The sequence below is a fragment of the Nostoc sp. TCL240-02 genome (assembly GCF_013343235.1).
GTDB lineage: Bacteria > Cyanobacteriota > Cyanobacteriia > Cyanobacteriales > Nostocaceae > Nostoc.
On the sequence record NZ_CP040094.1, the window covers coordinates 7,037,030 to 7,058,347 of the forward strand.

The following is a 21,318-nucleotide window of genomic DNA, read 5'->3' on the forward strand; positions in this document are numbered from 1 at the left end:
TACGCGTCAGCGTGCCGGAGGCTTTTTATTAACGCCAATGTTGGGGTATGTTCAGATTTTCCGGTAAGATTGTTGTGCGATCGCCAAATGCCTGTTCAATCTGCTGTAATTCCAGGTTCTCACATCCGCTCAAGTTTGCCCTAAAGAGATTAGTTTCTTGGAAGTTGGCATCTTGCAGATTAGCTGTACTGAGTAACACGCCTTCTAAGTTGGCCCCAGCAAGTTTTGCGTTTTGTAGGTTACTGCCAATCAGGTTTGCATCTTCGAGGTTGCTACCCTCGAAGTTGGCTTCAAAGAGGTTAGCATCACAAAGAATTGCTCCTTCCAAGTTGGCATCACAAAGAATTGCTCCTTCCAAGTTGGCATCACAAAGAACTGCTCCTTCCAAGTTGGCATCATAAAAGATTGCCTTCGAGAGGTTTGCTTTTCTGAGAATTACGCCCTGCAAATTCGCTTCTGGAAGGGTTGCCTTCGAGAGGTTGGCTTCATAGAAGACTGACCCACAAAGATTGGTTACTGATAGGTCTGCCTCCGAGAGATTTGCTTGTGTAAAATTTACCCATTGTAAGTTAGCTCCTACGAAAATTGCTTTAGAGAGATTAGCTGCCGTTAAGTCTGCATTACTGAGGTCTGTATTGCGTAAATCTAGTCTTTGATTTACTGGATCTTTATGTGAATCGCGTCGTCCAATGACAGTTATCGCTGTTTGAATATCTGTAGGAAGTTTTGATGATACCTGTAACTCGTCCTCATATTTTTGATTTACCGGAGCATTCTCGCGGATAAAAGCAGCGAGAATTTCCATAATTGTCCAATGGTCTTTCGGAGAATCTTTGGCAATTCGTTCTAAAGCATAAATTGCGGCAAACCGCGTTTCAATTTTTTCATTTCCTAGTTGTTCAATTGCTTTAGAAAAGCGTTCGGGAACAATTTCTTGGGGAGTTGGTTGCTTGTAATTGATACCAGTTACTATATTGTTATCCCAAGCTAGTGTCCCAGCAAGGATCTGCATTAACAGGCTCTGATTTTCATCCCAAGAGAGTCTGGATGTATAGTAAGCATTAATTATTAATGCCAGTCCTCCAATAATGATCGCAATAGTTGTTAATGCTTGAGTGATATATTCTATTTTTTCTTGGCTTGAAAGTCCTTGAATATTTTCAAATAAGGAAACAATTAGAGTTAAAGAAAAAATAAATATAACTAAGATAAATACCAGCAAAATCGTGAGTCCATTTGTCTTTATGAAAGACATGTTATAAGTCTTCATATTTGACTCCTTACGGAAATAAATTTAGGTTGATTTTAAGAGCATCCGTAAATATCTGATAGCGTACAAACACGGAACTACTTGACATATCCTTAAATGTATTTCATAGAAATTATCTATAAAATCTCTGATAACTTATTTTGCAAACATCCTCTGAACTGCGGGGCTTTTTTGGCTTGTTTGCGATCGTAAATACTCACATGATGGGTGGATTGCTGTGGATAGGCCCAATTAAACCTCGACTGCGGTGAGTGTTGAAGCTTAGTGCAATCGAGGCTTCAGAGGTTGTTTTAAAAGTGTTTCACTGTGACCTTGAGGCAGGGGGATTTTCGCGAGATACTAACGCAAACCTAAAATTTCAGAAATCGCCGTAACAATATCCAAATAAAAGTTGCCTTTGACTGCGCGAAATAATTCAAATTTAGAATCAGGGGCACCAAAAAACGGTCTGAGAAACCATCCTAACTGCATACCTACAAAGGCGTAAAGCAATAACCAGGATCTTAAAATAGTGGTGCGGGTTTTTTTACCGACTTCATCTTGTTGAGAAAGTAATTGCATCCCTTCATATAAAAATTTCACACCAAAGATGCCTGTAATACCAAAAATTAGCACATTCAATAGTTTGAAAAATTGATAGGAATCGGGTGTAGTGATGAGAAAAAATAGTGTAACTGGTGCCAAGCTAAATAGAAGTACGCTAATCACTGATACAGATGTGAGTAATACAACGAAATGCTGTAAAACACTGCTCCGAGAACCAAATAAAACATTAAAAAAGAACAAAGTCGGGAAACAAATAATCAGTGTGATTAAATAGAATACCGGAAGTTTAATAGCACCAGATAATGCTTGTGCCCAACTGTGGGATGCACCGATAATTGCTCCATAAAGGGCAAAGAAAATAGAACTAGATACAAATAAAGAACTGATTTTATTTTGTAATCTTATTCCCTGACGGATTTCTTCTAAAAAAGACTGGCGATCGCGCAATAAAGTAACCAAAACACCAAATTGTTGAATTCCGCGATTTTTCTTATCAAGCATAAATTTATCTGTTCTATATTTTCTTGAATTACTAATGACTAATTACGGATTCCTAAAAGATAGCCAATAGCTTGAATAACGCTCAAATAGAAATTACCTTCTCTTTCGCGGAATAGTTCAAAGGTAGAACCCGGTGTGCCAAAAAACGGTCTGAGAGTCCATCCTAACTGACTACCTACGAAAGCGTAAAGAAATAGCCAAAATTGTAAAATCTTCTGGCGTGTCTTACTACCTTCATCATCTTGTTCTAAAACTAAACTCGTAGCCTGATATAAAGACGAAATACCAATAAATCCAGTTAATGCAAAGATGAATACATTTAACAGAATTAAAAATTGGTAATTATTCGTGGTAATCAAGAAAAACAGGGTGATTGGTGCAAAGCTAAATAAAAGTACGCTTGTGACTGAAACCGCAGTCAATACTAATGCTAAATGCTGTCCAAAAGTCCGCTTGGAACCAAAAATAATATTAGCAAAGAACAACGTCGGGATACAAATTAGGAGTGTGATTAAGTAAAGAGCTGGGAGTTTAATGGCAGAAGACAAAGCTTGCATCCAGCTATGGTATGCACCAATTATTCCACCATACGCAGCGAGAAATAAGGAACTGCAAACCAGCAGAGAAATGATTTTAGTTGGTAATCTCGTACCTTGGCGAATTTCCTCCAGAAAACCTGGGCGATCGCGCAGGAATCCAATCAGCACTGCAAAATACTTGATTCCTGATGATTTCCGTTCAATCATGTTATCCTCACACAGCTAAAATTCTAAGTTTCATCTGAGTAATCACCGCCAGAACCATACTTCCAGGCATCAACCAAACGATGCCAATAATATTGTTGTTCAGGTTGATTCTTAATCCATGTTTCTAACATTGGACTTAACGAAAACAAGGCAGTATATACACCTAAATTTCCGTAATGTAATGTCCAATCTAATAAACTTCCTAAACCTACTTGCGGAATGATCTTGGCAACTATTCCTGGATGAGATAAACCAGTTTTTAACAGTGTTTGTGTTAGTGCCGAAAACTGCACTATATCCTGTAAAAATGGTTTTAACACTGGTGTACCCAACTGTTGCATTTCCTGAAATACCGCCGAGAGGAGTTGGTTAATTTGATCTGGGGAAATTTTCTGATTTATACCAACACTCATTGCTTTTTGAAACAACCAAGTAACAGTCAGACTTGGCTGATAGGGTTGCAGCACTGCTAAAGCTTTTGCAGATAATTGTTCTGTTTCTAGCGCTTCGGAAATGCCATAAGTTAACCGCTTCAGGTGACGCACCATTGCCCCAAAACCACCAAAACTCAAGGGAGACTGACTACCACTGCTGTCTCCGGCTGGTAGAATGCGATTCCAAGGAGTTTTGAGAGGACTTTGACGATAGGTAGGAAAGAAGCCAAATAACGCCCGTTGAAATTTTAACTTGCTCAATTCCACTCCCTGATATTCTGGTAAGAGACGCAGATATTCTTCAAACAAAGTTTCTAAACTCAAACGCTGGGGATGTGCATCCATGTATGTAAACAAGTAAGTGGTTCTGCCATCCCTGGCTGGGAAAGCTTCCCAGAAGTACTGACATTGATTTTGCAAAGGCGTAAATGATAACAACAAGTCGCCTGAGTTATTTTCCGCAAAACCTTGGGCACAACTTCCGACAACTAAGCACAGCGCGTCTGGTTTTTTGCCTTGGCGTGCTTGTTGGGTGATGGGTGAAAGATGTCCCATTGCGTCGATTAATAACCGAGTTTTGAATTGGTTATTTACCATCACCCCATCTGGATGAACCACTGCTTCAGTAAAGGGTGTATTTTCTAACAACTTTCCACCCACGGCGAGAAATCGGGTCTTCAATGTAGCCAGGAGATAAACTGGATCTACGCCAATATTCAAGACATCTTCTACCCAAACTTCTGTACCGCCATCAAAACTAACTCGCGCTGGATTATATTTAGTGGCGATCGCAGTTTCTAATTCATCCTCAGTCAGCAAGTCTAATTCCACAAACACATCTAATTCTTTCCGAGAGATATTCCACTCTTGTTCTCTCCCCTGTAAAATACCCCGTTCCAGCAACGCCACCCGCAGTCCCTTTACCGCTAAGGCGCAACCAATTAAAATACCTAAAGTGCCACCGCAGATCAGCACATCGAAATCGACAACGCCTAAAGGCTGTTGACTTTCTTTAACTAAGGTTGGCACAGGTGCGGTGTTTTCTCTCAGAGACGTGAGGATGCGATCGCTTTGACGCAACCCTCCTAAAACATCACCTGGTAACTGGGAAAGAATTTCTTCAGTTAAAGACATCGGGTTTGATTCCAGCAAAGTTACTAGTATCGATCGTATCTTTGTTGGAACAACCCCCTTATCCCAAACCGAATAGTTTTGTGATCGCAGGCAATAATTTATTACCAGCTTCAACCAGTGATGCGATCGCAGGTAAGCCTGTAAATATCCCTTTCAACATGGTAATTGCAGTTTTTGCCGTCTTCTGCTTAGTGGATTCTTGGGGATTTTTACCCGCTTCTGCTAAAGCTTGCACCTGTTCCAGTGCCTCAACTTTTTCTGCTTCTGGCAAATCTGTTGATTGTGAAATTGCCTCTTTTAACTGCGTCAATAATTCCTTAATTCCTGGTTTCTCGGCATCTGGTGGATCAGGTAACTGATTCAGGGCAATACTCACATTACCGCTTTATGTTAAAAACGGCCACTTTATCTTTTAAGTTACAATTTTTGGTCAGGCTATCGTTCAAAATTTGGTTATTCAAGGGGTAAAAGCACACTTATGTGGCTGCTGGTATCAGCTTCGCCAAAAGTGTCTTCGTCAAGTCTACCCGGGATTGCATTGATTGCAAATTATACTATCGAATATTTTTATATCTTGACTGCCATTAAACTCTTCAATTGCATCTCTAAGCTTCTGTGTACATAAAGGACAACCTTCAGGAATCCGTCCGTCAGACAAGCCTTCATCACTCATCCCCACAAAGATTGTACCTAAGTGATGAGTTCGGCGTAACACTTCAACAACACTCCACAGGTTAATCAGTTTGTACTCTTTTTTAATATATAGCTCTTCTAGTGGTGTACCTTTAGTTATAAAAACTGGTTCAAAAGCAATTTTGAAAGGAACAGAATATTTGAGGCACAAATCAACCACATCCTCTGCACTTCTTACTGCATCTTCAATTGCCTCTATTTCAGATAATCTTTGCGTTCCAATTAAAAGATATGCCTGAAAGTGTACATCTGCATTCTTACAACTTTCTATGGCTCTTTCCAGAATACTCCACGGCATTCCTTTCCTTAAAATCTCCTGCCTCAAGTACTCATTGCTTGTTTCGACTCCAATTCCAAGTTCAAGAATCTGATCTTTTCTTAGGCACTGTTTTATAAACTCTAACCGTTCTAAATTCACATAAGTTGCTCGAGATTCGATCACGACCTTTTTAACTTCAGGTATTTGACTGATATATTTCATAACCGTATGACGGAATTCAGGAGAAATTTCTCCGTCATATAAAAATGAGCCAAGAGTTAGTAAATCGATTTGCTCTATCTGCTCTTTGGCGGTTTGCACTTTAGCTAATGCGCTTTTAAATTGTGACATCATCCACTTTGCTTCGACTGGTATATCAATAGCGTGCTTTCTGAAATCACACATCGTGCAACCTTTTTTTCCTTTATCATAAGAGCAGCCATTAGTACGTAGAACGATCATTAAGCGTTGCACTTTGCTACCATTAATATTTGCATTTGTTTTCGTTACAAAAGCTGGCATTTGTGCTAATTCTCGCTGCTCTTGGTAATTTTTTATATCTTTAATTTTGTTATTTGATAAAGGCGGAATCATAGTAGTAATTTTAGATTGAAGGCATTGTTCAAGAGAAACAGATTGGCTATACAACTCATTGAAAAATTTATCATGCTTTAGGTATAGCTCACTAGGTTGAGATGGTGGATGAATTTGATACTTTGAACCGAACATTACTCCTTTAGGTGGCACACCAGTTCCAATGCAATAGGTATTGATCAAAACACAGTCATAGCTTATCCCATCTGGAAGATCGATGTTCTGCTCAGATATCAGTTTTATCTCGATTTGAGAGTCAAGTAAAGACTCAAGGTGTTTTCGCTGTATATCTTGTAGATTGTCTAAATTGTAATGATCAGGAACAATATAAATTCTAGTAACTTTTACTCCTCGATTAGCAGCTTCTATCTGAATTTTAATATAATTTTGAAACGCATTACGATTAAGGATTCTTTGATCCATTGCTTCTGGATTGGCAATGAAAGGATGGGTTGCTCGATAGGTATCCCCAGCTTTAAGACATTTGATTACTTCTGAGTCGTGACGATATACATTTGCAACACCGAGAATATTATATTGTCCACCACCGACTTCAGCTAATTTTATTAAAAGCTGAGATAGCAAATGTGGATTTATATCCCTTAAGTTTGGTAATGTTTCAAGGCACTTAATCAGCCTAGATAAATCTGGTAATGGTTCCAGGAACCGGATCAGTTCAGAAATAGACAATTTGGGGTTTTCACTAGATAAATGTGCTTCAATCCGACTCAGATAAGTTTGGCTTGCCTGAGGTTTTTTAACTACTACTTCGTTTAAATACGAAGAGCTTACATTATTTTTGATGTCATCAAAAATAATGGTATATAGTTTATTTAGTTCTTCCTCACAGCTCCCATTCATCACTTGAAGTCTGCAAGCTTTTAGAGGAGAAGGAATTTGGTTGGCATTAATGCCAAATAAGATGGGTACAATGCGTATTGAAGATGAAGTAGTTAGATTCATCCCCAATACTGCTCCTGATTCCCAAATTAGCCAAGGTTTCAATAGCGATCTCTGACTGAGTAGCACTAAGCAGAGGTTACACTCTCTAAGATTCTGATGAATCCATTGAAGCCACTCTGCACCAGGTTGGATGCCAGCTTTAACATCTTTAGCTGAAGAATAATAAACACGGATATGCTCAGTAAATGTTTCTTCTAAAAAATTTCTTAGGGCATCAGCTAATGGTCTATCGGAGTGAGTATGACTAATGAAAACTTTAAACATCCTCATAATATCAAAAACAGTAAATATACTCTAACATTGTTGGAGTTTTGGGTGCTGCATGGAATCTGACTTTTACCGTTAAGTCGTGAAACAGCGAAAGAGTAAGGGTTTCACACTATATTTATTATCAACAACTTAATTTTAATGACAATAACTCACGAGAGAATAGGGCTTTAGGCTAGGGGTATAGTAAGCGATCGCTCTATCAAGGAGATAACGGTAAAAGTCAGGCATGGAATGAGGCAATGCAAGCAGGGAGCATCCCTGCTTTTTACAAAGAGGGCAAAAATCAGTCAGAATAAGTAATATGATGTCCAATAAATTGCCTATGATTCAGCTGCCAGTTCAGATCCCCAGGAAAATTGCTGTACATAGACAATATTGCTCATTGGTATCAACTTAGGGCAAGGCGAATAGAATTCGTGGTTATACAAACGTAGGTAAAGCCTTCTCGTAAGGTAATTTGCCTACACGGACTAAGGAAAAATGGAGTGTTTGAAACCCACAGAGGTAGGTAACTCTTGTGTAGACGAGGTTTCTAAGCGCTCTTTTAGCCTTAAGTTAACTATGCCCCTACAAACGTATTTGTATCATTATGACAGTGAAGCGGTATTAGCAAATTTCATAAGACTCTTGCTTAATAAATAGGGTGTAAAACCCCTCAAGCCTCAATTTATTAACTTTGCTAAAGCAAAAAAATACCCCAATTAGAGAATTTAAAAACCTGCCAAAATGGCAACCACATTCTAATTACCCAAGTTAAATTGTACGAAGATAAACGACTTCAAGGTTTTTTTATCAGGGGCTACCACGCAAGCAAATTCATTTTGTAAAACACTATTTACTAAGTGATTTACAAACAACTATCTCTACTAAATTATTTGCAGAGTATTGTTCTCAGCAGATAAATATCAATAATTAGGTTTGGCATTTGCTGCAACAGGAATATTAAATATGTATGGACGTTGTTGTTGAGATACGCATTAGCCCCTAAATAACGGGCAACGTCTGTATACATTCCTGTTCGCTTCAGCAGCAAATGGCAGAGTGGGAGTTTGAAAGCTGACTGATATGCTTCCTCCCACTCTCTTTTTATTTAAGGTCAAATAAGACTGTTAGAAATTGTGGAATGATCTTATCAAGATTTTAAATAAATTAGCTGTAATTATCCTCATAGCCAGAAGCTATTTTTATACAATGAGTATTGACATGTTAGTAACTTGCTGAGACAATACCTAAAAAATTAACCAAATGATTGACCATAGCGATCGCATCGCGTCTCGTAAAGATGGCACATTCCAAGGTGTTGGAGGACTTAACCTGTATTACCAAAGCTGGCATCCAGAGGGTAAAGTACGGGCAATATTAGTCATTGTGCATGGACTCGGAGCGCACAGCGATCACTTCAGTAATATAGTTCAGCATTTGATACCCAAGAAATATGCTGTCTATGGCTTAGACTTGCGTGGTCATGGACGTTCACAAGGTCAGCGGGGCTATATCAACGCTTGGAGTGAGTTTCGGGAAGATTTGGGAGCCTTTTTACAGTTAATTCAGACTCACAATTCTGGCTGCCCAATTTTTCTTTTGGGTCATAGTTTAGGTGGGGCGATTATCTTAGATTATATTCTGCGCTATCCCCAACAAGCATCAGTTTTGCAAGGTGCGATCGCTCTCGCGCCAACTTTGGGGAAAGTTGGGATTTCACCGATTCGGGTGCTTTTAGGAAAACTGCTCTCACGGGTGTGGCCGCGTTTCACACTGAATACAGGCATTGACATCAGTGCTGGTTCAAGAGATCCGCAAGTTTTAGCTGCATTAGCTCAGGATACACTGCGACATACCCTTGGTACTGCTCGTCTAGCTACAGAATTTTTTGCAACAGTTGATTGGATTAATGCTAAAGCAGGTGATTGGCAATTACCCTTGTTGATTCTTCACGGTGGTGCAGACCGAGTGGCTTTACCTGCGGGAAGTGACATCTTTTACCAACGGATAAACTGCACAGATAAGCTGAGAATTGAGTACCCAGAAGCCTATCACGAAATTCAGCGTGACCTCAATTACCCTGAGGTAATGGCTGATTTGGAAGATTGGTTAGAGCGACATCTACCACCTGAAACAGCGCAGTTAGGAAGGGGAAGCGCTGAGTTAGAGTTTCCTAATTCTTAGGTTTTAGTATCGCATCTACTTCTATCAAATAGGCGATCGCATATTAAGCAGAGTCAGTTATTTACATCATCTGAAAAATACGTTAGTGAAGATTGAAAGTTTTTGCCAACCAACATAGGCTCTCCCTTTACTCCTCCACGAGTAAGAGTACAAATTTTATAAAAGTTTTCGCACTCAAAGATTGCCATAACTAGCTCTTTCCCGGTTTGATAAGAGGATGGTAAGGGTTTACCTACCTCGCATTCCATATCAATTTCGCGATCGCGCCACTGTAACTTCCAAATACGCTTTTCGGTTATTGGTGCTTTGACAGACCGAGCAAAGGCACTATACACCTGCTCTGCTTTGATATCATCCTTGGCTGCTGGCACAAAAAACTTCATAGGCTTTGGTTACAAGTAATGTGAGTTTCATTAGCACCAGCGTAACGCAGTTACCAAGGCAATCTGCTTCCATCCCACGAGAAAAACTGTCCACTATCGCCTTCTTGAAGTTGTTCGATGACAGTCAATAATTGGGTAACAGTGCGTTCCACTGTGAATAATTTTTCCGCAGAGACATTTCGCTGGAAAGGACGGGAAAGGCGCGTATCAGTTGTACCAGGATGCAATGTCACTATTAATGCTTTCGGGCAACTTCTTTTATACTCAATTGCCGCAGTCCGCATCAACATATTGAGTGCTGCTTTAGAAGCACGATAGCCATACCATCCACCAAGTTTGTTATCGCCAATACTGCCCAATTTAGCAGAAATACTAGCGAATACACTGCGTTCTCCATGACGAAACAAAGGCAATAGATGTTTAGCTAGTAAGACAGCACCAATACTATTTATTTGAAAGTAGCGCAGCAAGTTTTCTGAATTTATCTGTCTTAAGCTTTTTTCAGGTTGCAAAGTATCTTCATGCAACAGTCCTACGCAGTTGACTACTAAATGCAGCTTGTCAACTTTGGCATGTATTTTTTGAATAGTTTCAACAATCTGCAACTCGTCAGTAATATCCATCTCCAAACAAATTAATCGCTCAGAATGTTCGTCCACAAGAGCTATTAAATCGGTGGATAATTCTAGCTGACGAGAAGTTGCAAAAATTTTAGCTATTTTCTCATCCTGTAGCAATCTTTTTACAAAACCAAAACCAATACCTTGGCTGGCTCCCACAATCAATGCATTTACAGAATTTATTTCATCAATAAAAGACATATCAATTTAGGTTAATTGTGGAAGTATTTCATATTCATAGCGAGAGACAAAATAAGCACCAACTTGTCTGTCGCTATGATAACGGAAACCAAAGCCTTCATATACTGCTCTCAGGCGCGGACGAGAAGCATCGCAATCTAAACGTAAATAACGTTTCCCAAGTGTTTGTGCGCGTTCAACAGCCCAAGTCAGCAGTGCTGAAGAGACTTTACCACCAGAGTAGCATCGTCGAATTGCGAGGCGATGTACAAATGCTGATTCTTCCTGAGAGATATCGGGCCAGAAAAGTAAATCCTCAAGCTGAAACTTTATTGTACCAGCAGGTTCACCAGCACACTCGGCAATGAAAAACAAGCCGTTAGCAACATCTTCAGAGATACTTTCTCGCGATACCTCGCTATCACCCCACAGAGGTATACCACGCCCTTGGAGCCACAAAGCTGCTTCTAACAATACATTCGAGACTATCACCGTATCTTGTATGGTTGCTTGGCGAATTGAGATGTACATTTAGTTATTAATTTTAGGTTGGAAAAAACATGAGATGAGTGCCTAACGCACCATTATCACGGGTTTGATGCGTTACGCTGTCGATAACATATCCTACGGATATTTTCTCCAAATCAAACCGGATTCCTATATCTAGCTATTTTTTCAGTAATTAACAAATGAAAACTTTGGGTTTGTTAGAAAGTCACTTACCAATGCAAAATTTACTAAAAATTCTATCCAAAACTGATTCTGTTACTTCCTCACCACTAATTTCTCCTAATGCTTGGATTGCACCACGTAAGTCAATTGTCCAGAAATCAAGGGGGAGTTGCTGGGCAATTGTTGCTTGTACTTGCTCCAAAGAAGTTTTAGCTTGAATTAAAGCTGCTGCTTGCCTTTGGTTAATCGCTAAATCCATATCAGCAACTTGGAATTTTCCGGCGTTAACTATATCTAAAATTGCTGTTTCTAAAGCATCAACACCTTGATTTTGGGCTACGGCTGTGACAATTTTAGATTTTAGATTTGGGATTTGGGATTGAAGATTTTTGCTTTCGTTTTCTTCTACTAAATCGATTTTGTTAATAACTAGAATTAATGGACGGTGTTGTACCTGTTCATAAATTTCTCGATCGCCTTCTGTCCAACCTGCTGAAGCGTCGATAGTCAACAGCACTAAATCAGCTGCATTGGCAGCACGGCGCGATCGCTCCACACCAATTTTTTCCACTTGATCTGTTGTTTCCCGAATCCCGGCTGTATCTAGCACTTGTACGGGAATTCCCTCGACAACTAGCTGGGATTCAACCACATCGCGGGTTGTACCGGGTAAGTCTGTGACGATCGCGCGATCGCTCCGACTCCAAGCGTTCAATAAGCTGGACTTACCCACGTTTGGCCGCCCCACAATTGCCACTTTTAAACCTGTGCGTAACAACTCACCTTTATCTTTGGTTGCCAATAACCTCGTTATTTCGGCGGCAATTTTCTCGATTTCTGATATTATTGCTTTATCATCCAACGGCGGTAAGTCTTCCTCAAAATCGATTCTAGCTTCGATTTCTGCCAAAATATCTAAACAGTTAGCGCGTAACTGCCGGATCGGATGAGCTAATTTTCCCTGTAAACCAGCTAAGGCCGTTTGGGCAGCTTGAGGCGATTTAGCTCCCACTAAGTCAGCAATACCTTCGGCTTGAGTTAAATCCAATCGCCCATTTAAAAAGGCGCGGAGAGTAAATTCTCCGGGTTGAGCTAGTCTTGCACCATTTTCTAAACACAGTTGTAATACCTGCTGCACTGCCATTATTCCCCCGTGGCAATGGAATTCCACCACATCTTCACGGGTGTAAGAGCGGGGTGCTTTCATAATCAGCAATAGGGCTTCATCTACAAGTTGTTGGGTTTGGGGATGACGAATGTAACCGTAGAGAATTCGGTGAGTTTCCCAAACTTGTTGCCCTGGTGCATGAAAAAGAGTTTGGGCTAGAGCCATTGCTTCAGAACCAGACACCCGCACAATACCAACACTACCCTGTTGGGGGACAACAGCAGTTGCGATCGCAGCGATAGTTCCAGTAGTAGCAAAAACTTCTGACATGAGTGCCCTTCATAAGAGTGAAAAGTTAGGAGTCAAAATCATAACTCATAACTGATAACTTTTTAAATGGTAGGTGTTTAGACTAATAGGATAGCAACTGGCAAGGTAAAATTTACTTAGAGGTTAATGCCTGATAGTAAAGAGTTAGGGGTGAATATTAGAACTCACAACTTTATAACTTATAAGTTTTAGAGAGAGGAATTTACTGTGGAGCAAAAGATTAACTGTGCTGTAGCCTGTGTTAACGGTTGTGTTTTAGGGGATAAATGCCCGAACATCGAGTATAGAGAGGCAGCCGCAAAATTTATTGAAGATACTCCCCTAGACAAAATGTTGGAATTGGCACAAGAACGTCTGCGAAAAAAAATGACGGAACCGCCAAAATGGGTTTTTCCTGAAGATCCATAGCATTCGGGCCAACAGGCACAAGCAAGACAGCACAAAGATTAAATAGTATCTGGATCTATATTTAATTCTCGCAGTTTTGCCGCCAAGCGATCGCTGCTTTGAAATACCTCATAACCAAGTCTCAATTAAGTATTTACGCCTTATAGCGGTTATCAGTCTACTTCAGTACAGTAGGAGAGAGCAATTCTACTGATAATTGGTGGTGATGAAAGCCTACTCTCTCGACTTGCGTCAAAAAATAGTTGATGCTTATGCCTGCGGTGACATTTCCCAACGAAAACTGGCTAAAAACTTTGGTGTCACCTTAAGTTTTGTGCAAAATTTACTCAAACGCCATCGAGAATTGGGGATGATAGGCCCCAAGGTGCGGACTGAGCAGACAGCAACAAAGTTGAATGCTGAACAGTTAGAAATCCTGCGCCAACTCGTCATAGCACAGCCCGATGCGACGTTAAGCGAATTGCGGGAACGACTTTACGAGAAAACAGAGGTCTTAATTGGGGTAGCTACGGTGAATCGGATGGTTCGCTGGAAACTTCACCTCAACCTCAAAAAAAAGTCTCCACCTCACAAAAAAGGTAGTGATGAAGTCCAACTAGCCCGATTTGAGTACTGGAAACTCTTGAGGGGGATACCCGTCGAAGAGCTGATTTTCTTAGATGAATCGGGAGTTAATCTGTCCTTCATCCGCAAATGTGCCCGCGCCTTGCCTGGCCTTTCGGGCCTATGCTCAAAAGCCCAACCGCAAAGGGAAAAATGTCTCGGTAATTGGTGCAATTAGCTTGAAAGGACTGCTCACCCAATGGAGTGGCTTAGGTTCTATCGATGCTTTGACTTTTGATGCCTTCATCGCCCAAAAGCTCGTACCCAAACTTTGGCCTGGTGCAGTGGTGATCATGGATAACTGCTCAATCCATAAAAGTGATGAACTTGAAGCTTTGCTCATCGCTGCTGGCGCTCATCTCATTTATCTCCCCCCCTATTCTCCCGATTTTTCACCGATTGAGAATTGTTGGTCCAAGATTAAGAACATTCTCCGTCGCATCGGTGCAAGGACATACCCTGATTTACTCCAGGCATTAGATACGGCATTCGCAGAAGTGACAATAGAGAATTTGCTGGGTTGGTTTACTCACTGCTGCTACTGTACCTCACAAGACTGATAACCGCTATAGCGATCGCTTCTGACCGATATTAAGCTAATTATTCTTCGCATATAGGTTTTGCAACTTATTTGACAAATTGACCAGTCATTGCTGTGTAATTGTTGGCTATGTCACACCAAAACATTTAGTATTTTGCCTGAACTGCAAGGTCATCCATTTGCTTGATTGCATTCCAATCAATCGCAGCAACCCACAAGTATTCTTCAGTTGAATACTGTATCACTCCCTCTACTTCTAAATCCTCACTGTATAATGTAAGCAATTTTCCGTCTTGTAATTCAATGTTCTGACGAGCTAGGTCTTCAACTGTGCCAATACAATTTAGACGTAGGCGACCTTGATTATCAGCATTATGAAAATCAGCAAAGATTCTAGGTGTATTCATAAACTTTCTCTAATAACTATTGTTCTCGTGCTGGATTTGGATATGTGGGCGTAAGAAGATTGCTAATTTCTTCAGGGGTTAAGCCACTTCAGGTAGCATGATGTGGACTTCTTCCTGATGTTCGGATTACATCTCCTTCTGTTTTGCGAACCTCACCTACTGTTGTAACACCAACCTGCCCATGAGGAATATTTACTGCCAGTTCTTTTACAGATAATCCTAAAGCACATTCTACAGAAATCCCAGTAATTCCGCAGGGGTGAGTTCCCATTCCACGCCTAATATCTTCTGGACGATTGCGACCTCCTCGAACTACTAATGCTTCGTCTGGAATTCTCTGTGGTGACTCAGCGTTAGGTGAATCGCCAGACTCTTAAAGTATTTCTGTAGTTTTTCTTCCTTAGTACGTTGCTTGATAGCTTCCAGTATTTGATTTTTTTTGTCACTACTACTTAGTTCAGAAGCAGAGATTTCTATGAACAGAAGCAGAAATGTTGAATGCTGATACAAAACTTTACATTATTAGTTACACTAAGTCTCAAAAGCTTAAATTAGTCAGCAAAACATCATCTCCTCAAACCAATGAACATAGCTGATTTTCTGACACATACAAGATTGAAGATAGCGGAATTTATCTAATAGTGTATGTCCCCATTGTTCGGGAATAGATAAAAGCTGTAAAATCAGATAGGCTATCAAGCTCACGTAAATTTGTATGGTAATACCATTGACGTTTTTGGTAATGAGTTTGTCAAGTTTTAAGTGCATCTTTAAAAACTTCCACAACAATTCAACTCCCCAACGTAATCGATAAATATCCCTAATTTCATCATCATGAACAGCTGCATCTCCCGACTCTGGTAAATTAGTCACTAAGCGAAACTCGGTTTTTGTCTCTAAATCACAGAAATTAATTACTCTATAAGCTTGAGCATCATCAGATGCACCAACTTTGACCAATCCATTTGAGCCATCAAATTCTAGTTTCCAATTGTTTTTTATCCGCAAAACAAAATATTTGTTTTCTTGTACTAATTCTTGGATAAATTTTAATCCAGCAAAACCCCTATCCATTACTCCAACAGCATTTATTGGGAGACTAGACATCATTTTGGAACCAAATTTATAATCATGGTCATGTCCAAAATTGATGAAGTTATCTTCTGGGCTTCCTGTGGAGAGATTTAAGGAACTAAACAGCTTGACTTGATGATGACCTAGTACCCATAACAATTTACTTGTGAGAGTAATAATTGTTGAATCTATTGGACAAATTGCATATTTATTGTGTAACTTTTTTTGAACTTTCTTCTGTACTAATTCATTTAATTTTTGGTAAATCTCTTGAAAAGGTTTTTGGCTTCGATGTAAATTTGCTTTAGAGAAAGTAGAAATATCTACCTCAAAACAATTGTTATTTAATCTGTTAAACAAATCTCGCATACTTGTTAAGCTGTTATCCAGGGCATAGGATAGCCAGCACTCAAAAAACAGACGACTGTTCAATACTGGATAATCGTTTTTTGGCAGGCTTTTCAGTATATCTTTGACAATTTTGGGAAATGAATTTATAATCACAATCAAACTAATATATTTTAAGCCTTAGCCCAAAACTACCATATTTTGGGCTATTTTTATCGGATTTTTCTTAACATTCAACACTTCTGGAACAGAAGATATGCTTCAATCTGATTCTTTAGATTCTCCCAATTCTCGATCATGCTTGTTAATATTTGGTTTTTTAAATCAAAATCCTTGTTAGTGATGTTGTTTAAATATCTAATCCAACTACCATTAATTCAGGCGGATGTTCAACATTGAACTGGTAATATATCTCCCTTTTTTCTTGTGCTGGAAGAGTTATCTGCCATTCTAAAATTCCCATTTCACCCAGTTGAATTTGTGGATTACTGCGGCTGAGACGCACTTTAATTTGCTCGTTGCGACTAATTGGCAATTGTTCAGTTACTTTCAGATTTACTTCTTTGTCGAATAAGTTAGTAATTATCAATCGATAACTATAAGTAATCCGGCGCTGGTTGCTAATTAGTCTCTTGTCTACCAGACGTTCAACTAATTCGCGCTCAATTTTCAAACCTTCATCAATCCCTAAATTCAGTTTGAATTCTTGTCCTGGCGCAATATTCTGTAACTGAGTTGTCCCAATAAAAACATTGTTGCGGAAAATATTCGCTTTCCCTGGTAACAAAGTCGCACCATTGGGATTATTTTTTACATTTGCTTGCAGATAAGCAAAACTTACCAAACGTGGCATTGCCACATAATCAAAGTTACAAGGATAATCATCATTGAAAATCGTAGTTTTATGAGGTGCGCCATCACTGGGAATGTTACCGCCACCATTCAATTTAAAGGTAACTACACTCCCTTCTTTGGATACTTCTGCTGTAACAGGTTCTGCTTGAATTAGAACATCATCTGAAACTTCGTCTTCTTCTTGCCAATCTGTTCTGGCAGCACTAGGCGGTTCTGCGATGCTAGGCAGCAATGGTGGCTGTGCAGCAAATCGTCGTTGTCGTAACATTTGTGGACGTGGCGCATCAATATACCAAGGTTCAAGTTTAGGTGGAAGTGTACCTAATCCCGGTTTAGCGGTAGAAAGGGTAAGATTTGCACCAATCCAATCTTCGCCACTGCTTTGAGTGATTTCTGCAAGGTAGCCCAGATGCACAAGATCGCTGGTAGTGCTAAAGCGCAAGTCATAAAGCGGAGTCCAACTGGCACGATTTACGATGTAAGACACTTCTAATTCAAATTCGCCTTCACCTGTAACTTCAACTCCTACAACTATGCTCAAACTCTCTTTGGGATGGGGCGTTTGAATTTTTTGCAATGAGGCGCGGAGTACTTGCAGTTCTTTGTCTAATTCCTGCTGTTGGGTTTTGCACTCTCCAGATGCGATCGCATATTCACTATACTGGCTTCCGAGAAAGTTCAAAAAATCCAAAGTTTCGCTCAGGCTGAGATTTTTCCGAGACAAACTTTGTGCAAAGGGTTCTTCGGTTTTTTCGCGTAACCCGGCGATAAAACTAGATTGTAATGTTAAAGCATCGACTTGGGCTTGTAGATGGCGTTTTTCTGCGTCTAACTGCTCAATTTGCCTTGTCAAATGTGCGACTCGCTCCGCCACAGGTTCAGTGGTGTAAATGCGATCGCTACTCACTCCCATCAAACGCACTGCCACTGTGCCTGCACCACTAACTCTGACAGACTCGGTTTCTAGAGTCTCTGGCACTGGTGTAATTACTAATTCCTGTTCAATTCCTGTTAAATCAACTACACCCCGTCGTGTAACCAATGCTCTGTCAGCATACACCGTAACAGCTACAATCTCGCTTTGTACTGTTTTGCGCCAAGATGGTATTTCCGGGTTAACCATTGCCAGTTTTCCCCCATTTTTAATTGATTCTGCTGGTTAATTGTCAATGGTTGTCGGTCTAAGAGTCAACCCCTTGGGTTAATTCGTAATTCGTAATGACGCTCTCTACGAGACGCTGCGCGAACGCGGACTCGCTACCGCTACGCTAACGTAATTCGTAATTACGAATTATTTGATCCATTAAGTGGTTCAAGCATATTAGAAGTAGTATCAACGTTTTGATCTACAAAATTTCTTGCAGCAGCCAGGAGATAGTCATAATAGGCACGAGCGACGATAGATAGCTGCTTCCCTGCGGGGTAAACCATGTACCAATTTCGCTGAATGGGAAAGTGTTGGACATCTAAAATACTAAAATCGGAGACATCTGATAGTAAAGTATGACGAGATAAAACCGAAATTCCTAAACCACCTGCGATCGCTTGTTTAATTGCTTCGTTACTTCCCAACTCTAACTTGACTTTTACTGTCACCCCTTGTTCTTCAAATAGACTTTGGACGGCGCGGCGAGTTCCTGAACCTGGTTCTCGCATAATAAAAGGTTGGTTAGACAGGCGTTGGATCGGAATATTCTTTTCCTTAGATAACGGATGATTAATTGGTGCAAAGACGATCAAAGGGTTTTCTAAAAATGGTTCACAAGTCACATCCATATTGTCTGGAACTTGACTCATAATATACAAGTCGTCCAGATTCTGACTCATCCGTTCCAAAATTTGCTCGTGATTCGTTACTTGTAGAGATATATCAATCCCTGGATAAAGTTCGCAAAACGGCCCTAACAAGCGTGGGATAAAATATTTTGCTGTTGTAATCACTGCCAAGCGTAATTGTCCCTGTTTTAGCCCTTTTAAATCTGCCACCTTCATTTCATATTGGGCTATATTTTCAAAAATCTGCCGACAAGTGGCAAATAATTCTCGTCCTGCCTCGGTGAGATACAACCGCTTTCCCACTTGCTCAAATAATGGCAACCCTACCGATTTTGTGAGTTGCTTAATCTGCATAGAAACGGTAGGTTGGGTGAGAAACAATTCCTCAGCAGCCCGCGTAAAGCTACTGTGCCGTGCCGCAGCCTCGAATACCTTTAACTGGTGCAGCGTCGCTTGTTTCAAAGGTGGTTCTCCTCTATATAGTTATTCATCGATATAAAACTAGTATTAACTGAACAGTTGCAAATGGTATAGCAATACCAATAGAAATTTACGAGTTTTATTATAGATAAAACTCTATTACTTCTATTAAAATAAAGGTATTTTATTTATAGATTGAAGAAGCTATTATCAAAACAACAAGAAAAGCGTAAGATTCCTTCCACTTCCCGATGAATGATGATTTTTCGAAATTCATCTATCATCATTCATCATTCCATAATTCTTCTACAACTTCTGCAATTTTTGTAGGTAGCTTAGTTAAATCTGGTAATCTTAGCACTTCTATTTCGGCAACTTGTTCTTTAATGTTCACTGGCAAGTTTAAAGGCTGCTGTGTTTCTATCCAGCAACTTGCTAATGGCAAGGTTTGCTCCATTTCGTCTAGTGGTCGGGGAATTACCATCACTGCATTTAATTCTCCAATGCGTTCTGCTTCAAACATTCCCGCTTCCACTGCTACCGCCACATTTGCTACGGAACCACGAATAATAGCTGTACACAAACCCGCACCAATTTTTTCATAAGCTGCTAAATGAACATCAGCAGCTTTGAGCATGGCATCACACGCGCCTACCATCGCTGGAAATCCTCGCGTTTCTACCAAACCAATTGCTTGATTACTCAGACGGCTAGAATTGCCTTCCTCCATCAATTTAGTAAAACGGGTTGTGATGGGAAGTACTATATCTAGATTGGGATAAGGACGGGGAATTACTAAGCTAGAAACCAACTGACCAAACTGTTCAGCCGTTTGCACACCCGATTCTACAGCCAGACGCACGTCAGCAATGCCACCCCGCACGATCGCAGTACAATAACCGCCACCTATTTTTTCATACCCAACTAGATGGACTCCTGCTGATTTCAGCATCATATCCGCCGTCCCAACTATTGCTGGAAAGCTGCGGGTAGAAACTAAACCCAAAGCAGTATCTTGGAAGGTGTCTCGATGACTCGTTCCTTCGATACCTTTCAGAGACCGTTGATTAGATGTTTCCATGTGAACTTTCCTAGATAATCACAAAGCCGACAACTTACAATTAACACTTACTCGAACTAATCGTCATTTTGGTCGCTCAAGGATTGTCTATGAGGAAACAATGTAGTCAACAGTCTGCTTATGCTCCCTTGTCCATAAATTTGAGTCCCGAAACCGTTGGGGGATTCTGTAGTTAGCTGATTGGGGTCTGAGTCAGGTTTTGTAGGTTCTTGAACGGCTTCTTGCAAGGGGGATTCAGCATCCTTCGCGGGTTCCTCCACTGGCGGAGGCTGGCTTTCAGGAGTGGCTGGAGATTTAAAATAAGAAATTGACTTATTTTGTTTGAAATCCACAAAAGCCGCAGCTGAGAAGTTAGTTGAAGAACTTACCTTTTCCTTAACTTCTCCTGATCCATTTTCTTCTTCCTTTTGCGGTGGCGCACTTGTAGCCGTGGGGTTATTTGTAGATGTTTCCGGCTGCTTTGTTTGAGCAATTTGCCGACTGGTGTCTCCTAAAACTGAACCAGGTGGAACTACTTGTCCAGGTTCAACTGAATAGTTAAAAACTGTTGTTGCTGAACCAATGCAAGCATTTGCTCCAATTGTGCCTTTGCCAACCATCAAAAAACCGGCTCCCAGATTTGCCCCTGCTTCTACCTCTAGAGTTCCTTCATGGACTTGGAGAATTGCTCCCATCCCAATACAGACCCCTGGGCCAATTACGATCTTGCTGTTTTCAGCCGCTTGGAGGATGACCCCAGGTGCAAGTACTGCGCTTGGATGAATAGTCACCTCACCACTAATGTAAGAATCAAAATTATTGCTGAGGCGCAGTGACAGCACAGACATGGAAATTTTAACCTCGGAAGCCGGAGTGGGGATGAGGAGCGGGGGAGGCGGGGGGCAGGGGGGTAGGGGGAGCAGGGGAGGAAGAATTATTGATTAATGCCCAATGCCC

The 21,318-nt window shown here is 40.5% G+C and carries 21 protein-coding genes; 4 read left to right on the forward strand and 17 right to left on the reverse strand.

Annotated elements, in window-relative coordinates:
- Nucleotides 1-28: 28 nt before the first annotated feature.
- From FBB35_RS30080 to FBB35_RS30105, 6 genes are all read right to left on the reverse strand, one after another.
- Nucleotides 29-1,270: a pentapeptide repeat-containing protein gene (locus tag FBB35_RS30080; protein WP_254625729.1), complete on the reverse strand. Its 1,242-nt coding sequence runs from the start codon at nt 1,268-1,270 to the stop codon at nt 29-31.
- Nucleotides 1,271-1,609: 339 nt separating this feature from the next.
- Entirely contained in the window at nt 1,610-2,317 is a 708-nt protein-coding gene (locus FBB35_RS30085) for an actin-binding WH2 domain-containing protein (RefSeq protein ID WP_174712676.1), read from the reverse strand.
- A gap of 38 nt (nt 2,318-2,355) precedes the next feature.
- Nucleotides 2,356-3,063, reverse strand: a complete 708-nt coding sequence (locus FBB35_RS30090; RefSeq protein WP_174712677.1) for an actin-binding WH2 domain-containing protein — start codon at nt 3,061-3,063, stop codon at nt 2,356-2,358.
- A gap of 23 nt (nt 3,064-3,086) precedes the next feature.
- Nucleotides 3,087-4,631: an NAD(P)/FAD-dependent oxidoreductase gene (locus FBB35_RS30095; RefSeq protein WP_174712678.1), complete on the reverse strand. Its 1,545-nt coding sequence runs from the start codon at nt 4,629-4,631 to the stop codon at nt 3,087-3,089.
- Between the two features lie 58 nt (nt 4,632-4,689).
- Nucleotides 4,690-5,007, reverse strand: a complete 318-nt coding sequence (locus FBB35_RS30100; RefSeq protein ID WP_174712679.1) for a hypothetical protein — start codon at nt 5,005-5,007, stop codon at nt 4,690-4,692.
- A gap of 147 nt (nt 5,008-5,154) precedes the next feature.
- Nucleotides 5,155-7,404: a TIR domain-containing protein gene (locus tag FBB35_RS30105; protein ID WP_174712680.1), complete on the reverse strand. Its 2,250-nt coding sequence runs from the start codon at nt 7,402-7,404 to the stop codon at nt 5,155-5,157.
- A gap of 1,251 nt (nt 7,405-8,655) precedes the next feature.
- Here FBB35_RS30105 and FBB35_RS30110 point away from each other — a divergent pair.
- The gene (locus tag FBB35_RS30110; protein ID WP_174712681.1) at nt 8,656-9,576 is read left to right on the forward strand and encodes an alpha/beta hydrolase; all 921 of its coding nucleotides are present in this window, start codon (nt 8,656-8,658) and stop codon (nt 9,574-9,576) included.
- Between the two features lie 53 nt (nt 9,577-9,629).
- Here FBB35_RS30110 and FBB35_RS30115 read toward each other — a convergent pair whose 3' ends face one another.
- The 4 genes from FBB35_RS30115 to mnmE form a co-directional block, all read right to left on the reverse strand.
- Nucleotides 9,630-9,959, reverse strand: a complete 330-nt coding sequence (locus FBB35_RS30115; RefSeq protein WP_174712682.1) for a hypothetical protein — start codon at nt 9,957-9,959, stop codon at nt 9,630-9,632.
- Nucleotides 9,960-10,009: 50 nt separating this feature from the next.
- Nucleotides 10,010-10,780 (reverse strand): SDR family NAD(P)-dependent oxidoreductase, encoded by a 771-nt coding sequence (locus FBB35_RS30120; protein ID WP_174712683.1) that lies wholly within the window; start codon nt 10,778-10,780, stop codon nt 10,010-10,012.
- 6 nt (nt 10,781-10,786) lie between these two features.
- The gene (locus FBB35_RS30125) at nt 10,787-11,290 is read right to left on the reverse strand and encodes a GNAT family N-acetyltransferase (RefSeq protein WP_174712684.1); all 504 of its coding nucleotides are present in this window, start codon (nt 11,288-11,290) and stop codon (nt 10,787-10,789) included.
- A gap of 184 nt (nt 11,291-11,474) precedes the next feature.
- Nucleotides 11,475-12,869: a tRNA uridine-5-carboxymethylaminomethyl(34) synthesis GTPase MnmE gene (gene mnmE, locus FBB35_RS30130; RefSeq protein ID WP_174712685.1), complete on the reverse strand. Its 1,395-nt coding sequence runs from the start codon at nt 12,867-12,869 to the stop codon at nt 11,475-11,477.
- A gap of 207 nt (nt 12,870-13,076) precedes the next feature.
- Between mnmE and FBB35_RS30135 the strand changes: the two genes are divergently transcribed.
- From FBB35_RS30135 to FBB35_RS35205, 3 genes are all read left to right on the forward strand, one after another.
- Nucleotides 13,077-13,277 (forward strand): hypothetical protein, encoded by a 201-nt coding sequence (locus FBB35_RS30135; protein ID WP_114082835.1) that lies wholly within the window; start codon nt 13,077-13,079, stop codon nt 13,275-13,277.
- A gap of 205 nt (nt 13,278-13,482) precedes the next feature.
- Nucleotides 13,483-14,058, forward strand: coding sequence for a transposase (locus FBB35_RS35200; RefSeq protein ID WP_254625730.1), 576 nt, complete (start codon nt 13,483-13,485; stop codon nt 14,056-14,058).
- 1 nt (nt 14,059) lies between these two features.
- Nucleotides 14,060-14,440: a transposase gene (locus tag FBB35_RS35205; RefSeq protein WP_254625731.1), complete on the forward strand. Its 381-nt coding sequence runs from the start codon at nt 14,060-14,062 to the stop codon at nt 14,438-14,440.
- 127 nt (nt 14,441-14,567) lie between these two features.
- Here FBB35_RS35205 and FBB35_RS30145 read toward each other — a convergent pair whose 3' ends face one another.
- From FBB35_RS30145 to FBB35_RS30175, 7 genes are all read right to left on the reverse strand, one after another.
- A complete protein-coding gene (locus FBB35_RS30145) occupies nt 14,568-14,828 on the reverse strand; it encodes a hypothetical protein (protein WP_174712686.1) in 261 nt (86 codons plus the stop codon).
- Nucleotides 14,829-14,916: 88 nt separating this feature from the next.
- Nucleotides 14,917-15,099, reverse strand: a complete 183-nt coding sequence (locus tag FBB35_RS35210; protein ID WP_254625732.1) for a hypothetical protein — start codon at nt 15,097-15,099, stop codon at nt 14,917-14,919.
- Nucleotides 15,100-15,383: 284 nt separating this feature from the next.
- Nucleotides 15,384-16,406 carry an IS4 family transposase gene (locus FBB35_RS30155; protein ID WP_174708137.1) on the reverse strand — a complete coding sequence of 341 codons (1,023 nt, stop codon included), beginning with the start codon at nt 16,404-16,406 and terminating at the stop codon, nt 15,384-15,386.
- A gap of 193 nt (nt 16,407-16,599) precedes the next feature.
- Nucleotides 16,600-18,228, reverse strand: coding sequence for a mucoidy inhibitor MuiA family protein (locus tag FBB35_RS30160; protein ID WP_174712687.1), 1,629 nt, complete (start codon nt 18,226-18,228; stop codon nt 16,600-16,602).
- A gap of 161 nt (nt 18,229-18,389) precedes the next feature.
- On the reverse strand, nt 18,390-19,343 hold the full coding sequence (locus FBB35_RS30165) for a LysR family transcriptional regulator (protein ID WP_174712688.1): 954 nt from the start codon (nt 19,341-19,343) through the stop codon (nt 18,390-18,392).
- A gap of 241 nt (nt 19,344-19,584) precedes the next feature.
- The gene (locus FBB35_RS30170) at nt 19,585-20,382 is read right to left on the reverse strand and encodes a BMC domain-containing protein (protein WP_174712689.1); all 798 of its coding nucleotides are present in this window, start codon (nt 20,380-20,382) and stop codon (nt 19,585-19,587) included.
- A 56-nt stretch (nt 20,383-20,438) separates the two neighbouring features.
- Nucleotides 20,439-21,209 carry a transferase gene (locus FBB35_RS30175; RefSeq protein ID WP_174712690.1) on the reverse strand — a complete coding sequence of 257 codons (771 nt, stop codon included), beginning with the start codon at nt 21,207-21,209 and terminating at the stop codon, nt 20,439-20,441.
- Nucleotides 21,210-21,318 lie beyond the last annotated feature (109 nt).